Raw genomic sequence first — 15,282 nt, forward strand, 5'->3', positions numbered from 1 at the left:
GTCAGCTCTCCTTGCTGGGACGGATGGTTCGTGCGGGGGCCGGGATCACGCGGTCGCGGTCCACCTTTCCGGTGGAGGTGCGCGGCAGCGGCTCGTCGGTGATCCGTACGGTGCCGGGCACCGCGGCCCTGGGCAGTCCGCGGGCCAGATGGCCGCGCAGCGCGAGGCTGTTGAGGCCGCTGCCGGGGGTACGGCGCACCACCGCGTGCAGCAGGTTGCCTGCGACCGGGTCGGGCCGGGCGAGGACGGCGGCCTCGGTGACGTCGGGGTGGTCGAGGAGCACGTGCTCGACCTCCTGCGGGTTGACCCGCACGCCGCGCACCTTGACCTGGAAGTCGGTGCGGCCCAGGAGGGTGTGGCGGCCGTCGGCGTCGCGGTGTACCAGGTCGCCGCTGCGGAAGAAGCGGGGTCCGTCGGCGGTACCGCGCGGGTCGGGCACGAAGGCGGCCGGGCGGGCGCGGGCATCGAGATAGCCGTGACTCTGGAAGGGGGTGGAGACGTACAGTTCGCCGCTGCCGGCGCCCTCGAGGACGTGGCCGTCGGGCGCGACCACGACGGCGTGCACGCCGGGCAGCGGCCGGCCGAGGGGCGCAGGCACGGTGGGGTCGGTCACTTCGTGCAGGAAGCTGTCGTTGGTCTCCGTACAGCCGTACAGGTTGCTGAGGCGGGCTCCGGGCAGCAGGGCGGGAAGCCGGCCGAGCAGTGGCACGGGCATGCTGTCGCCCGTGAAGACGGCGTGCCGCACACCTGGGAGGGTGCGTCCCTCCCGGTCCGCGGCGTCGGCGAGGAGCCGGTAGAACATCGGCACGGCCTGGACGATCTCGGGCCGGTGACGGGTGACCTGTTCGAGCAGGTGCGGCCCGTGAGCTGCCCGGTCCGGGTCGACGAGGACGATCCGGCCGCCGTGGGCCAGGGTGGTCCACACGTCCAGCAGACACAGGTCGAAGTTGAGGGGGGCGTGGTTGAGGACCGTGGTGCCGGGGCCGATGCCGAAGTGGCCGGCGGCCCATCGGGTGAACTCCATGACCGCGGTGGCCGTCAGCGGGACGATCTTGGGCGTCCCGGTGGAGCCGGACGTGGTCAGCAGCATCAGCGGGGCACTGTCGAAGGAGCCGGTGCCGCCGTCCGTCCCGGTCTCGCCGGCACCGGTGGTGCCGCCGTCCGTCCCGGGCGCGAGGACCCGCCGGACTCCGGCCTGCTCGTGCAGCGCGGCCCGTACCCGTACGCCGAGGCTCTGCGAGGTCAGCAGCACCGGACGGCGCTCCAGCTGGCAGGCGAGGAGCAGGGCCAGGGTCGCGGGCGACTTGACGGCCTCGACGGCCACCGGCTCCCCTGGCGGCAGGCCGAGGGCGGCGACACGACTGCGCTCGGCACCCGCCAGGGCTCGGAGTTCGCCGTAGCTCGTCCCACCGTCCCGGTCGACGAGGGCGGTGGCTTCAGGGTGCGCCCGCGCCCGCGCGAGGAACGCGCCGGCGGGCGTACCCCCGCCCACCGCACTGTCTGCGCCTGACATCACCTGAGTCCCTCCGGCCGAACGGTCTGCAACCGATCCTGGGACCGGCGGCTGGAGAACCGTTCGAGCGGCGGTGTACGGCGGTCAGTGCTCCAGCAACTCCGCCAGGACGGAGGCCGGTTCGGCACCGGGCGCGCCACAGGGGGTCCACTCGGCACCCTCCCGGCGGTACGGGTACCAGCGGCCGTCGCGGCCCAGACGCAGTTGCACGCCCCGGTCCTCGAAGACCCAGTGGTTGTCCCGGACCAGTGGCGCCGCCAGTTCGTCCTCGTCCCAGCCGGCGGCCAGCTCGGTGCGGATCCGGGCGAGGGCCGGCCCTCCGGGATCGAAGGTCTCCTCCAGGACCTCCAGGCCGGCCGGCCCACCCTGGCGCCAGGCCGCGGCGGCCGCCGGCAGCCGGTCACCGCACCCGCTCGCCGCCGCCAGCCGGGTCAGGGTCCGTGCGTCGGCGTGCGCGGCGATGCGCACCGTGTCCTGCCACGCCGTCAGCGGTACGGGCGGGGCAGCGGTGCGGCCGAGCGCGTACGCGAGCAGCGCACGGGCACGTACCGCGGCGTCGGCGGCCCTCAGCTCCAGCGGGTCCGCCTCGATGCCGGAACGCGGCAGACCGTCCGTGTCCACCGGGTCCGGCAGTCCGGGCGGGGCGGGCAGCGGCGGAACGGACCGGGCGTAGGCCTCGGCGGCCTCCTGCAGTTCCCGTTCCGCCTCCTGCTCCCCGCGGTCCGCGCCGTCACGGCCCCCCTTTCCGCCCGTCGGGCCGCCGGCGTCCGCTGAGCCGCGCGTGACATCGGTGTTCTCGGCGTCATCCTCGGGTCCGGCTTCCTCGGTCTCCTCGTCGAGGCCGCCCATGGCGTGCAGCAGCACGGTGGTCCGCAGCTCCTCCAGCGCTTCGTCCCGGTCCCGCCCACGGCACAGGAGCAGCAGGAACGGGTCCTGGTCGAGCAGCCAGGCGAACTGGTACGACAGCGCCGCCGCGTGCGCGCACGGGTGGTCGAACGAGTCGCAGTCGCACTCGGCCTCCAGGTCCCCGTACCCGGGCAGCATCCGCACCCGGGCGTCCTCGGCGGCCTCGAGGAAGTCCGGCGGCAGGGTGCCGGCAAGGACGCCCTCCAGCTCTGCGGGCCGGTCGGCGAGCTTCTCCCACAGCAGGTCCCACTCCTCGTCGTCCAGAACGGCGAGGGTGATCACGACCTGGTACGTGTCCTCGTCGTGGACGGTGACGGCGATCCGGCCAGGAGCCACGGAGATGGGGCCGAGCCTGCCCGAACGGGACGCGCTGCGCCCCTCCTTGAGCGGGTCGGCGTCGAACAGACCGTCCTCCACCGAGTCCGCCCAGGCACCCGCCCACCAGCTCTGGCCGCGGACCCGGCCGCCCCTGCGCGCGGGGAAGGCCGCGAAACCGCGGGCCCGGGCGTCCCCGGCGTCGTCGTAACCGCTCAACTCGTGCTCCTCAGCTCGACCAGGTTGGCCAGTTCGTCGTTGGTCAGCTCGGTGAGAGCGGCCTCGCCCGAACCGAGCACCGCGTCCGCCAGCTCCTTCTTGGCCTGGAGCATGGCGGCGATGCGGTCCTCCACGGTGCCCTCGGCGATCATCCGGTGGACCTGCACCGGGCGGGTCTGTCCGATGCGGTGGGCACGGTCGGTGGCCTGCGCCTCGACCGCGGGGTTCCACCACCGGTCGAAGTGCACGACGTGGTCGGCGCGGGTCAGGTTCAGTCCGGTGCCGGCCGCCTTCAGGGAGAGCAGGAAGACGGGCACCGCACCCTCCTGGAAACGGCTGACCATCTCCTCCCGCTTGGGCACCGGTGTGCCGCCGTGGAGGAGCTGCGTCGGCACGCCGCGGTCCGCGAGATGCCTTTCGAGCAGCCGGGCCATGGCGACGTACTGGGTGAAGACCAGCACCGCGCCGTTCTCCGCGACGATGGTGCCCAGCAGTTCGTCGAGGAGCTCGAGCTTGCCGGAGCGGCCGGACAGCCGCGGAGCGTCCTCCTTCAGGAACTGCGCGGGGTGGTTGCAGATCTGTTTGAGACCGGTGAGGAGCTTGAGGACCAGGCCCCGGCGGGCGATCCCGTCGCTGCCACGGATCTCGGCCATCACCTCGGCGACCAGCTTCTCGTACAGGGCGCTCTGTTCGGCGGTGAGGGTGACCGGGCGGTCCGTCTCGGTCTTGGGCGGGAGCTCCGGTGCGATGCCGGGGTCCGTCTTGCGGCGGCGCAGCAGGAAGGGCCGCACCAGCTCGGCGAGGCGCTGGGCGGTGTCCTGCCTCGGTCCGCCGTCCTCCTCGGCGACCGCGCGCTCGGCCTCGATGGGCCTGGACCAGCGGGTCCGGAAGGCTCCGTGCGGGCCGAGCAGCCCGGGCGTGGTCCAGTCGAGGATCGCCCACAGTTCGGAGAGGTTGTTCTCCACGGGGGTGCCGGTCAGGGCGATCCGCGCGTCCGCGGGGATCAGCCGCAGCGCCTTGGCGGTGCCCGACCGGGGGTTCTTGATGTGCTGGGCCTCGTCCGCGACGACCATGCCCCAGGAGTGGGCGCCGAGACGCTCGGTGTCCAGGCGCATGGTGCCGTACGTGGTCAGGACGAATCCCGCGTCGGCGCCGTCCAGGGTGCGCCCGGCGCCGTGGAAACGCCGGGTGGGCGTACCGGGTGCGAACCGGCGCACCTCCCGCTCCCAGTTGCCGAGAAGCGAGGCCGGGCAGACGATCAGGGTCGGCCCGGTCGTGGCGGGGTGCTCCTGGCGGAGCAGGTGCAAGGAGATCAGCTGGATCGTCTTGCCCAGACCCATGTCGTCGGCGAGGCAGCCGCCGAGACCGAGCGACGTCATCCGGTCCAGCCAGCGCACGCCGCGCAGCTGGTAGTCGCGCAGGGTTGCGTCCAGTGCGGCGGGCGGGGTCAGGGGTTCGCCGCCGCCCTCCGGGTCGCTGAGCCGCTCGCGCAGGGCCGACAGCCACGGAGTGGGCGCGACGCGGACCGTCTCACGGCCGGCCACGGCGATCTGGGTGAGGGCAGCGCCGAGTGCCTCGATGGGAGTGAGCGGATCGAGTTCCGGTTCGCGCGCCTTGCGGGCGAGGACGGCGGGAATCAGCAGCCAGCGGTCGCGCAGTTGGACGATGGGGCGGGGCGCCATGGCGACCAGCCGGGTCTCGCTCTCGTCCAGGGGCTCGCCGTCCAGCGTGAGCTGCCAGCGGAAGCCGACGGCGGCGTCCGCTCCGCCGAAGAAGGAGCGCAGGTCGTCCGGCGCGGCGAGCCCCGCGCCGACGACCGCCACGGCGTCCAGGGCGCGGCTGTCCTCGGCGGGCCACCGCAGGTCGATGCCGTGGGCCCGCAGCCGGGCGGAACCCTGGCCGAGCAGGTCGTCGATCTCGGCGTCGCTGGGCTCGATGTCACCGGGTACCGGCAGCAGACGCTCCAAGGGCGCCCAGACGCCCGCGGCACGGCGGGCCGCTTGCGCGATGTCGTTGACGGCCCGCGGACCGAAGCCCGGCAGGCTGCCGTCGAGGACGGCGCGGGCCGGTCCGGCGAGGGTGGGGTCGGAGAGGCTGTGCGCCCAGGGCACGAGCACCGGGGTGGGCGGCTCGCCGGGCGGGGTGCGCAGTTCCAGGCGGAAGGAGAGCCGTACGCCGCTGTCGATGCCGGCGGAGATCTCCTCGGCCCAGGCACGCAGCTGGGGCACGTGCTGGGGTGCGTCGGCGGCGAACGCGGCCCGGCCCGAAGCGGCTTCGGCGGCCGGGGTGCGGGGCAGCGTGTCGGCGACCGCGTCGACGAAGGCCCGTACCAGGGTCTCGGCTTCGGGCAGCCGGGCGGTGGTGCCGGAGCGGGGCAGGGCACGGGCCTCGGGCGGCGCGGCGGCGGCGAGTTCGCGCAGAAGGGTGATGTCGTCGGGGTCCAGCGGCCCGGCCCGCCACGTGTCGTACCCGCCCGGTGAGACGCCGGGCAGCAGCCGGCTGCGAGCGGCCAGATGCAGGGCGAGCACGGTGGCGGCGCCCCAGAAGGCGGCCGCCGGGTGGGAGCCGGTGCCGGGCCGCGCCGCGTGAGCGAGCACGGGCAGCGCGTCGGCCACGCCCAGACGCAGGGCGGGGACGGCACGGACCTCGACCGTGCCGTCCTTGACGGTGGCCAGGACGACCTCGGTCCGTCCGCCCGCTGTCCCGTCCGGGAGTTCGGCGCCGTCGGGACACCAGAAGTAGAGGTGTCCGGTGCGGGCCGGGTCCCCGGGGTCGAAGACCACCGCGCACCGGGCGAGTTCGGTGTCGGGTCCGGCCGTCGTCACTGCCTGGGTCATCGGGCGGGTCGCTCCCCTTGGGTTCCGTGTGTGTTCCACGTGCGCGTGCCGGGCTGTCCTGCGGTTCCAGTGTGCGGGCTCAGCTTCCGAGGCGCCGGTAGCGGCGTACGGCCAGCGGGAAGAAGATCGCACAGATCACGACGGGCCACAGCACGGACAGAAGAATGGCGTGTTCTGCCGCCCAGGAGCTGCCCTGCCAGCCCGGGTTGCCGAACAGCTCGCGGGTGGCCGTGACGGTGGCCGACAGCGGGTTCCAGTCCGCGATCGCGGCGAGCCAGCCCGGCATGGTGTCGGGCGACACGAAGGCGTTGGACAGGAAGCCCAGCGGCCACACCAGCGTCTGTACGGCGGTGACGGCGGCGGTGTCGGTGAAGATGAGGCCGAGGTAGATGCCGACCCACAGCAGGGCGAAACGCAGCAGGAGCAGCAGACCGACAGCGGCCAGGGCGCGGGAGAGTCCTTCGTCGGCGCGCCAGCCTACGGCGAGGCCGCACAGGATCATCACGCCCAGGCCGACGACCGAGTTGAGCATGTCCGCCATGCTGCGGCCGGTGACGACGGCGGCGGACGAGGTGGGCATGGCCCGGAACCGGTCGGTGACCCCACGGGCGGTGTCGGTGATCACGGCGAGCAACGTGACCTCGACGCCGAACACCATGGTCATGGCGAACATGCCGGGGACGAGGAACTCCCGGTAGTTGCCGCCGCCCGGGACGCTCATGGCGCCTCCGAAGAGGTAGCCGAACATCAGCACCATCATGATCGGGAAGAGCAGGCCGATGATGACGGGGGCGGGGTTGCGGGCCCAGTGGGCGAGCGAACGCCCGGTGAGCACCCAGGAGTCGGCGAGGGCCCAGCGGAGCGAACCGGTTCCTGCGGGGTTCTGCCGGGCTGTGGTCGCGGTGGTCACACCGTCACCTCTTTCTCGTCCGCGGTCTGCTGTACGGGCTGTTCTCCGGTCAGGTGCAGGAAGACCTCGTCCAGGGTCGGGCGGCGCAGAGCGATGTCCTCGACGTCGATCCCGGAGTCCTGCAGGGCGCGGGCCGCACCGGTGAGGGCGGCGACACGGTCGTCGACGGGGCCGCCGACGCGCCGGTTGTCCTCGTCGACGTCGGCGCCGCGGCCGGTGACCGAGGCCAGCACGCCGGCCGCGGAGCCCAGGTCGGCGGCGTGGCGCAGGGTGATGTCGATGCGGTCCCCGCCGATGGCGGACTTGAGCTGTTCTGGGGTGCCCTCGGCGATGACCCGGCCACCGTCTCCACCCGGGGAGGCGATCACCGAGACGGAGTCGGCCAGCTGGTCGGCCTCGTCCAGGTACTGGGTGGTGAGCAGGACGGTGGTGCCGCCGTCGACGAGCGACCGGACCGCTTCCCAGACCTCGTTGCGGCTGCGCGGGTCCAGGCCGGTGGTCGGTTCGTCGAGGAAGAGCACCCTGGGGGCCAGGATCAGGCTCGCGGCCAGGTCCAGGCGGCGGCGCATGCCGCCCGAGTAGTTCTTGACCTGCTTGTCCCCGGTGTCGGCGAGACCGAACTGGGCGAGGAGTTCGTCGGCCCGCTGCCCGGCGGTCTGCTTGTCCAGGTGGAACAGGCGGCCGAACATCACCAGGTTCTGGCGCCCGCTGAGCACCTCGTCCACGGCCGTCTGCTGGCCGAGGAGTCCGATCCGGGCGCGGACCTGGGCGGCCTGCCGGGTGACGTCGAGACCGGCGACCTCGACACGGCCGCTGTCGAACCCGGCCAGGGTGGCGAGGATCCGGACCGCGGTGGTCTTGCCGGCGCCGTTGTGGCCGAGCAGACCGTGCACGGTGCCGGCCGGCACCCGCAGGCCGAATCCGTTCAGGGCGGAGGCGTCACCGTACCGTTTGCGCACGTCCTCGGCATGGATCGCGTAGTCGGATCCCATGGAGTTCCTTCCTCAGGGGGCTCGGAGAGGGGGTTCCGGGCGGCCCGTGGGCACACCTTCACACCAGCGTGCCCCGGCCCGCTCGGCTGCCGTTCGAGTGTCACTCGAGCCCGAAGGAGGAGGTTCCAGTCCCGTACTGTCCGCACCCCGTTCTGGAGGCAGCACCGTGGTCACCTTCGTCAACAGGTTCTCCGTCAGCGGCCCGGTGGAGGAGTTCGAGCGGCTCTTCGAACAGACGTCGGCCTTCTTCGTCGCCCAACCCGGTTTCATCACCCACCGGTTGATGCGCCACGCCGAGCAGCAGGGCAGCTACGTGAACGTGGCCGAGTGGGAGGACGCCGAGTCGTTCCGCCGTGCGGTCACGCACCCGGACTTCGCCCCGCACGCGGCGGCGCTGCGCACACTGTCGGCCAGCGACCCGAACCTGTTCACCACCACCGTGCTGGAGCGGCACAGCGGCTGAGTCACACCGGCGGCGGCGCGCCGTACGGGACAGGGGGCCGGGGCGCGCATACGCCCCGGCCCCCTGGTCATGCGGTGCGTGGAGCACCGCGTCCCGTCAGTCTCCGGCCGGGCGGATCGAGAGCGCGTGATGGAAGATGTCACGCGGGTCGTAGGCCGTCTTGACGGCTTGGAGCCGCCGGTAGTTGTCCTTGTAGTAGAGCTGGTGCCACGGCACGCCGGAGGTGTTCCACTCGGGGTCGGCCGTGTCGATGTCGGGGAAGTTGAGGAAGCAGCCGTCGCCCTGGCCGCCGGGCACGGGGACGCCGCCGGTCCCGGCGTAGACGTCCGCGTACAGGCGGCGCATCCAGTCGACGTTGTCGCCGTCCTTCTCCGGGTCCTGCCAGGTGTTCATGTACAGGGCCCGTATGACGGAGTCGCGCTGCGCGGTGGCGGTGTCCCCGGACTCGGGCAGATTGGCCCGGCCGCCGTAGCCCTGCAACGAGACGGACGCGGTGTCGTGGGAGTGGTCGAGGCCTGTCAGCCGCTCGAAGAGGACGTCGATCTGCGCGTCGTCGTAGGCACGACGCAGATAGGCGCTCTTGATCTTCTGGCGGCCCTGCTCGGCGTCCTGGTTCGCGGCGAGCATCTCGACGGAGGAGAACCACGGCAGCTGCTCGGTGGGCAGGACGTAGGGTTCGGCGCCCACGCCGTCCGTGAGGGCGTCGATGTGATCCTGCAGCAGCTTCTCGGCTCCGGGCAGGGTCGCGTCGAGGTGGGTGAAGGCGATGGCGGCCATCCCCTGGTCGTCCTGGTGCTGATTGCCGAGCAGGACCAGGCCGCTGAACAGGCCCCGGTAAGGGGAGTCGGGGCCGCTGTGCTCCTCGTGCCAGCGCCCGTGGTTGCGGACCAGAGTGCGGAAGGCGGCCTTGTCGAGACCCTCGCGCGGGAACATCACGGTGGAGGCGAGTACCGAGCCGGGCGGGCGGGGCAGCAATCTGCCCGGGTCGTTGCCGGTGGCCCCGGGGGAACGGAACCAGTAGCGGGTGATGATGCCGAAGTTGCCGCCTCCTCCCCCGGTGTGCGCCCACCAGAGTTCGCGGTGCGGGTCGTCGGCCTCGCGGGTGGCGACCACCGCGCGGGCGTGGCCCGCGCGGTCCACGACGACGACCTCGACCGCGTACAGGTGGTCGGAGGAGATGCCGTGCCGGCGCGAGAGCTGTCCGAAGCCTCCGCCGACCACGTGGCCGCCGAAGGCGACGGTCGCGCTGGCGCCGCCGGGCACGGTGACGCCCCAGCCGTAGTACAGCGTCCGGTAGACGTCGGCGAGCTGGGCCCCCGCACCCACCTCGAAGGCGCGGCGGTCCGCGTCGTAGCGGACGGTGTCCATCTCGGCGAGGTCGATGACGACCTCGGCACCGGAGCCGCCCACGAAGTTCTCGAAGCAGTGACCGCCGCTGCGGGCCACGACCCGCTTGCGGGCCCGTACCGCGTTCTGGACCACGCGCACGACCTGGTCGGTCGTGGTGACCACCTGGAAGGACTCGGGACGGGTGGTGAAACGCCTGTTCTTGCCACGCAGAACGAGGTCCTCGTAGCGCGGGTCGGACTCGCCGACCGTGACCGGCCCGAAACCGGAGCCGGCGCTTCGGGCGTGGGCCTGGGCAGGGCCCGCGGTGACGGCGAGTGTGCCGCCCGCGGCCGAGGTGGCGGTGGCCGCCACGACGGTCTGGGTGAGGAACCGTCGGCGGTTCGGGTCGGTCATCGTGAACCTCTCGGGGCGGGGCGGGGCGGGGCGGGGCGGTTGCGGGGCAGGGCGGGGATCAGACGCGGGCACGGGCGGACAGCGCCCGGTTGACGGTCTCCAGGAGGGCTCGGGGCGTCTCGGCCTCGTCGACGGCCTCCTCGTCCAGCACGACGTCGTAGTCGCGCTCGATCCGGCCGGTGGTCTGCAGGACGGCGAGCGAGTCGTAGCCGAGGTCGACGAAGAGGGTGTCCAGGACGTCTCCGTCGAGGTCCACGCCTTCGCCCTCGCCGGCGCACTCGCGCAGCAGGGCGGTCAGATCCGCGATGTCCAGGTGGTTCACGCTGGTGCCTCATTTCGGTGGGTGGGTCTGCTGCAGGGGTGCACGCCCCCCGCCTCTCAGGTGGCGCGGACCACGGTGGCGGAGTTGAAGCCGCCGCGGCCGCGGGCGAGGACGAGGGCGGTGCGCAGGGTGACTCCGGTGCGTGGGGAGCCGGTGACCAGGTCGAGCGGGCAGTCGGCGGCGAGCCGGGCCACGTTCGTGGTGGGCGGGACGACCTGGTCGCGCAGGGCGAGCAGGGCGGCGGCCAGGTCAAGCGACGAACCGCCCGCGCTGAGGCGTCCCGTCATCGTCTTGGGCGCGGTGACCGGGACCCCGTACGGACCGAACAGGCCGGTCAGCGCCTCGGCCTCGGCCCGGTCGGCGGCCCGTCCGCCCGCCGCGTCCGCGAACACCACGTCGACGTCCGCGGGGGTGACCCCGGCGTCCGCCAGTGCGAGACGGGCCGCGTCGGCCAAGCGGGGGGCGCCCCGGCCGGGGGCCGGGTCGAAGGTGGCGGCACAGCCGGCGACGGTGCCGTACGTACGGGCCCCGCGCTCGCGGGCGAAGTCGGCGTCCTCGAGGACGAGCAGGGCACCGCCCTCACCGACGACGTGCCCGGCGGCGTCCTCGTCGAACGGGACATAGGCGCGGGCCGGGTCCTCACGGGTGCTGAGCTCACCGGTGGCCAGGTGGGCGGCCCAGCCCCAGGGGCACACAGCGGACTCCAGTCCCCCGGTGACGACGAGACGAGCCCCCTTGCGCAGCTGCCGACGGGCATGCGCGACCGCGTCGAGCCCACCGGCCTGTTCGGACACGAGGACACCGCTGGCACCGCGCAGCTCGTGCTTGATGGAGATCTGGCCGGAGTTGACGGCGTAGAACCAGGCGAAGGACTGGTACGCGCTGACGTGGCTGCCCCCCTTGCTCCACAGCGCCTGCAGCTCCCGCTGGCCGAACTCGAAGCCTCCGGCGGAGCTCGCGGTGACCACACCGGCCGCGTACTCGGGCAGGCCGGCCGGATCGACGTCTGCGTCGGCGAGGGCCTCGGCGGCAGCCGCCAGGGAGAGGCGGGTGACGCGGTCGGTCTGCGGGAGCAGCCGGCTGGACACGTGCTCCTCGTCGACGAACCCGGGCACCTCGCCGGCCAGCCGGACCGGGTAACGGCCGGCGTCGAAGCGGGTCAGCGGCCGGATGCCGCTCTCGCCGCGCAGGGTGGCCGCCCACCATTCCTCGGTGCCCAGGCCGTTGGGGGCGGCGACACCGAGGCCGGTGACCACGGCCGTGCTCGCGCGGGCGCCGGCGGCCGGGGCCGTCTCGTCACTGGTCAAGGTGGTGGTGTTCATGCCGCTTCTCCCAGACGCGGTCGGGTGAGGATCATGGCGCTCTGGAAGCCACCGAACCCGCTGCCCACGGTCAATACCGTGTCCGTGCGCTGCTCACGGGCCGTCAGCGGGGTGTAGTCGAGGTCGCAGGCGGGGTCGGGCTCGTGCAGGTTGGCGGTGGGCGGCACGGTGTCGTGCTCGATCGCCAGGGCGCTCGCGGCCACTTCCAGGGAGCCGATCGCGCCGAGCGAGTGCCCGATCATCGACTTGATGGAGCTGACCGGCACCTCGTGGGCGCGCTGTCCCAGGGCACGCTTGAAGGCCGCCGTCTCGTGGCGGTCGTTCTGCTTGGTGCCCGAGCCGTGGGCGTTGATGTAGTCGACGGCGCCGGCGTCGAGCCGTGCCTCGTCGAGGGCGGCCCGGATGGCCTCTGCCATCTCCTTGCCGTCGGATCGCAGCCCGGTCATGTGGAAGGCGTTACTGCGGGAGGCGAATCCGGCTATCTCCGCGTACACGTGGGCGCCGCGGCGGCGGGCGTGCTCCAGTTCCTCGACGACAAGGATGGCCGAGCCCTCGCCGAGGACGAATCCGTTGCGGGTGCGGTCGAAGGGGCGTGAGGCGGTCGCCGGATCGTCGTTGCGCGGGCTGGTGGCACGTATGGCATCGAAGCAGGCCACGGAGATCGGCGAGATGGGGGCCTCGGTGGCACCCGTGACCATGATGTCGGCGGAACCCTCACGGATCACCGAGACTGCGTGTCCGACGGAGTCGAGACCAGAGGTGCAGCCGGTGGAGACCATCGACACCGGGCCCTGGGCGTCGGCGGTCCAGGCCACCTCCGCCGCCATCGAACTGGGGACGAAGAAGTCGTAGAGGTGCGGCACGGCCCGCTCGTGGTCGACCAGCCAGTCGGCCCCCCGCTCGCTGACCTTCGCGTACTCGACGTCCAGACCGGTGGTGCAGCCCACGGCGCTGCCCAGGGTGACGCCGGTGCGCAGCGGGTCGAGGCCGCCCGCCAGACCGCTGTCGGCCAGCGCCTCCCTGGCGCCCACCACGGCGAACTGCGCGGCCCGGTCCAGGCGCTCCGCGTCCTCGTCGCCGATGCCGTGCGCCGCCGGGTCGAAATCGACCTCGGCGGCGATACGTGAACGGAACTGCGCGGGGTCGAACAGTGTGATTCCGCGGGTGGCGGTGCGGCCGGACGTCAGGAGCGACCAGAACTCCTTGGTGCCCACTCCCCCGGGTGCGACGACTCCGATTCCGGTGATCACGACGCGCCTCATCGGTTGTGCCTCACAGTGGTCTCCTCCGTTTCGGCGGGCCGGTCCGGCCGGCCGGACCCTGCGGGAGGTCCCGCACGGACTTTGAGCCTCGCGGAGCCGCCTAGAGATGTACTCGAAGAACGGAGGTCTCCCGCGGAGGCGGCGGCTCCGGTCGGGAGACCGGCCGCGCCTGGCACACAAGGCAGCGACGCGGTCGAGTGTTCCTGCGTTCCTGCAGCGGGCGAGAGCCTCGTGCCCCGGCCCACAGCTGTCTCAGGACGCGTGCGGGAGTGCGAGGAGGCCCACGGGCGGGTGCACGGCGCGGCAGGGCCCAGCGAGCGGCCCCGGCGATGCTGCTGCGTCCAGCGACCGCCTGACCGCGACCGCCCCCTGGGGGCGGTCGCGGTCATGCAGACCTGGAACCGCGGGCCCTGGCGCTCAGCGGGCCACGCGGGCCGTGACGTAGCGGACCGGAACCTCGAACCGCACCCGGCCGTCGTCGCCGCGCAGAGCGTCGAGAGCGGTGATGATGCGCTCGCGCAACGCGGCGGCCTCCGTCTCCGGCAGGTGCTGCCACAGCAAGCGCATGCCCTGGGTGTGCGACCAGGTCACCCAGGCCTCGCCGGACTCCGCCGTCTGGATCACCGGCTCGTCGTGAACCACCACGTCGGTGAAGCCCGCCTTCTCCAGGGCCGCGATCAGGTCCGCGGGCTCCTCCAGCCAGGAGTGCAGCTGCTTGTGCAGGTTCTCGGGGTGCCAGGCCTCCGGGAGGTGGTCGAGCAGCGCCATCGGGATGAGGTCGGTGAACAGCGGCGGCAGGAAGGGGAAGGTGTCCTTGGTGAACACGGGGCTGGTGAAGCCGATCCGGCCGCCGTCGGCCAGCAGGTCCGCGTAACGGGCCAGCGCGGCACGGGCGTCCGGCAGGAAGATCACGCTGTAGCTGCCGAGGACCAGGTCGAAGGAGCGCGCAGGCAGGTTCGGGTACTCCCCGTCCATGACCTGGACATCGACGTTCGTGATGCCCTGCCGCTCGGCCTCCTTGCCTGCCTCCTCGACCATGGCCGCGGCGATGTCGATGCCGAGCGCACTGCCCGCCTCGCCGACCAGCCGGGCGGAGGGCAGCAGGGTGGCACCGAGCCCGCAGCCGACATCGAGCACACGCTCGCCGGGCCGGGGCGCGGCCCTTTCGACGAGACGGCTGCCCATCGGTGTGAAGAATTCGACGTCCAGCCGGTCGTAGGTCGCCGCGGCCCCGTTGAAGGCAGCGGTGACTTTCGTCTTGTACGTCGCGGTCGCGGTCTCGGTGGTCACTACGTCTCCCGGGTTCTGCTGGACTTCGCGGACGGCTGTCCGTGCCCATCGTGGGGGCCTGTGCCCCAGTGCCGGTGCAGGGCCGCTGGAGGAACGGCCGACGTCCGGTCGGGGCCGTCGGAGGCTCCGGTCCACTGTTCCGCGGGCTTCACGGGGTGCCGGTAAGGACCGTGCTCACCGGTTCTGCCGGCTTGTCTCGGTCAGGTGGCGAGGGAGAAGCCGGGACGGGCAAGGTGACTGACGCGGGTGTGTCGAGCGGGTGGCCGTTCCGGCCGGCATCTGCATCGAGACGGATGAGGTCGAGCGCGCAACGAGGAGAGGACGTGCTCCAGGCGGGTCTTCCGCAGACCGAGGCAACGGGAGTTGGCGGGCTATGCGAGCCAGCCTGCCGGACACCTCGGTCGACTGGCTCAGGGCCGACTTCTTCACGACCGAACTCCGGGCGCCTGGCGCGTCCCGGACCGGACCGGAACACACAGGTGGACGGGCACGTTCACCCGGTCCCCTGGCCGGACGGCACGTCCGCTCGGAGCCCCTGGCCGGGTGGCGGATCCGCTCGGTCCCCTGGCCGGGCAGATCCGCACCCACGGTCCGGAACCACGCTTCGTGAGCCGCCAGGCAGCGTGCACGAGCCGCTTCAGCGTCTTGTGGCCCTCCGGCAGCCGGCGTTCCGGCGGACCCGGCCTCGGGCGGCACGCACGCCTCGGGCACCGTCATGCCCTGCACGGCACGCAGCGATCAGGTGGTGGCAGTTATCGCGGCGGCCGGGCCGCGTTGGGAGCGAGGGGTCTTGTCGCCGACGCGCCTCGGCTGGATCGTGCTCGGATCGACAGCTTCGCCGGGCGCACCCTCGTGGTACGGACCGTCGGGGTCGGCGTCGCGGTCGTGCGGAAGCAGGAAGAAGACGCGGCGGAGGTGGAGGCCACTGTCCGGGTCGGCCTCGGCACGGGCTTCCAGCTCTGTGTAGCCGACCATGCGTCCGTCACGTTCGTAGCGGGGCTTGCCACGGCGACGGGTGGTCTTGTCGAGGGCCTGACGTACGTAGTCGAGGTTGTCGGGGCTCTCCAGCCAGACCACGGAACTCTCGTGGTGGAGGTCGCTCTCGTTCAGCAGCGAGCTCATGGCCGCAGCCCCTTTGCGTTTGTTCCGGCCACGGGGCCGGGGTGGGTGTGGTGAACACGTTCCCGG

12 protein-coding genes are annotated in these 15,282 nt (G+C 72.7%); 1 reads left to right on the top strand and 11 read right to left on the bottom strand.

What is annotated here, in order from left to right; translation table 11 throughout:
* Position 1 precedes the first annotated feature (1 nt).
* The 5 genes from ACIRJR_RS34670 to ACIRJR_RS34690 all read right to left on the bottom strand — a co-directional run bounded on the left by ACIRJR_RS34670 (position 2) and on the right by ACIRJR_RS34690 (position 7,692).
* Entirely contained in the window at positions 2–1,513 is a 1,512-nt protein-coding gene (locus ACIRJR_RS34670; RefSeq protein ID WP_403788325.1) for an AMP-binding protein, read from the bottom strand.
* Between the two features lie 84 nt (positions 1,514–1,597).
* Positions 1,598–2,953, bottom strand: a complete 1,356-nt coding sequence (locus tag ACIRJR_RS34675) for a hypothetical protein (RefSeq protein ID WP_403788327.1) — start codon at positions 2,951–2,953, stop codon at positions 1,598–1,600.
* Positions 2,950–5,790: a DEAD/DEAH box helicase gene (locus tag ACIRJR_RS34680; RefSeq protein WP_403788329.1), complete on the bottom strand. Its 2,841-nt coding sequence runs from the start codon at positions 5,788–5,790 to the stop codon at positions 2,950–2,952. The genes ACIRJR_RS34675 and ACIRJR_RS34680 overlap by 4 nt, the downstream gene beginning before the upstream one ends.
* A gap of 79 nt (positions 5,791–5,869) precedes the next feature.
* Positions 5,870–6,700, bottom strand: coding sequence for an ABC transporter permease (locus ACIRJR_RS34685; protein ID WP_403788331.1), 831 nt, complete (start codon positions 6,698–6,700; stop codon positions 5,870–5,872).
* Entirely contained in the window at positions 6,697–7,692 is a 996-nt protein-coding gene (locus ACIRJR_RS34690; RefSeq protein ID WP_403788333.1) for an ATP-binding cassette domain-containing protein, read from the bottom strand. The genes ACIRJR_RS34685 and ACIRJR_RS34690 overlap by 4 nt, the downstream gene beginning before the upstream one ends.
* Positions 7,693–7,858: 166 nt before the next feature.
* Here ACIRJR_RS34690 and ACIRJR_RS34695 point away from each other — a divergent pair, with 166 nt between their 5' ends.
* Complete coding sequence (locus ACIRJR_RS34695; protein ID WP_403788335.1) at positions 7,859–8,155, top strand: antibiotic biosynthesis monooxygenase family protein; 297 nt, start codon at positions 7,859–7,861, stop codon at positions 8,153–8,155.
* Between the two features lie 96 nt (positions 8,156–8,251).
* On the opposite strand, the gene ACIRJR_RS34700 is transcribed toward ACIRJR_RS34695, so the two are convergent.
* The 6 genes from ACIRJR_RS34700 to ACIRJR_RS34725 all read right to left on the bottom strand — a co-directional run bounded on the left by ACIRJR_RS34700 (position 8,252) and on the right by ACIRJR_RS34725 (position 15,216).
* Positions 8,252–9,898, bottom strand: a complete 1,647-nt coding sequence (locus ACIRJR_RS34700; protein WP_403788337.1) for an FAD-binding oxidoreductase — start codon at positions 9,896–9,898, stop codon at positions 8,252–8,254.
* 58 nt (positions 9,899–9,956) lie between these two features.
* Entirely contained in the window at positions 9,957–10,211 is a 255-nt protein-coding gene (locus tag ACIRJR_RS34705) for an acyl carrier protein (RefSeq protein WP_403788391.1), read from the bottom strand.
* A gap of 65 nt (positions 10,212–10,276) precedes the next feature.
* Positions 10,277–11,542, bottom strand: coding sequence for a ketosynthase chain-length factor (locus ACIRJR_RS34710; RefSeq protein WP_403788339.1), 1,266 nt, complete (start codon positions 11,540–11,542; stop codon positions 10,277–10,279).
* On the bottom strand, positions 11,539–12,804 hold the full coding sequence (locus ACIRJR_RS34715; RefSeq protein ID WP_403788341.1) for a beta-ketoacyl synthase: 1,266 nt from the start codon (positions 12,802–12,804) through the stop codon (positions 11,539–11,541). Before ACIRJR_RS34715 ends, ACIRJR_RS34710 begins: the two co-directional genes overlap by 4 nt.
* Positions 12,805–13,221: 417 nt before the next feature.
* Positions 13,222–14,094, bottom strand: coding sequence for a class I SAM-dependent methyltransferase (locus ACIRJR_RS34720; protein WP_403788343.1), 873 nt, complete (start codon positions 14,092–14,094; stop codon positions 13,222–13,224).
* A 738-nt stretch (positions 14,095–14,832) separates the two neighbouring features.
* Positions 14,833–15,216: a DUF6009 family protein gene (locus tag ACIRJR_RS34725; RefSeq protein WP_403788345.1), complete on the bottom strand. Its 384-nt coding sequence runs from the start codon at positions 15,214–15,216 to the stop codon at positions 14,833–14,835.
* Positions 15,217–15,282: the final 66 nt, after the last annotated feature.

The organism is Streptomyces sp. NPDC102402 (assembly GCF_044765765.1).
Lineage (GTDB): Bacteria > Actinomycetota > Actinomycetes > Streptomycetales > Streptomycetaceae > Streptomyces.

What these genes read in the sequence shown, in the direction of transcription:
- ACIRJR_RS34710 (WP_403788339.1), bottom strand. Translation starts at nt 11,542, where the DNA reads ATGAACACCACCACCTTGACCAGTGACGAGACGGCCCCGGCCGCCGGC.
- ACIRJR_RS34680 (WP_403788329.1), bottom strand. Translation starts at nt 5,790, where the DNA reads ATGACCCAGGCAGTGACGACGGCCGGACCCGACACCGAACTCGCCCGG.
- ACIRJR_RS34715 (WP_403788341.1), bottom strand. Translation starts at nt 12,804, where the DNA reads ATGAGGCGCGTCGTGATCACCGGAATCGGAGTCGTCGCACCCGGGGGA.
- ACIRJR_RS34670 (WP_403788325.1), bottom strand. Translation starts at nt 1,513, where the DNA reads ATGTCAGGCGCAGACAGTGCGGTGGGCGGGGGTACGCCCGCCGGCGCG.
- ACIRJR_RS34690 (WP_403788333.1), bottom strand. Translation starts at nt 7,692, where the DNA reads ATGGGATCCGACTACGCGATCCATGCCGAGGACGTGCGCAAACGGTAC.
- ACIRJR_RS34725 (WP_403788345.1), bottom strand. Translation starts at nt 15,216, where the DNA reads ATGAGCTCGCTGCTGAACGAGAGCGACCTCCACCACGAGAGTTCCGTG.
- ACIRJR_RS34700 (WP_403788337.1), bottom strand. Translation starts at nt 9,898, where the DNA reads ATGACCGACCCGAACCGCCGACGGTTCCTCACCCAGACCGTCGTGGCG.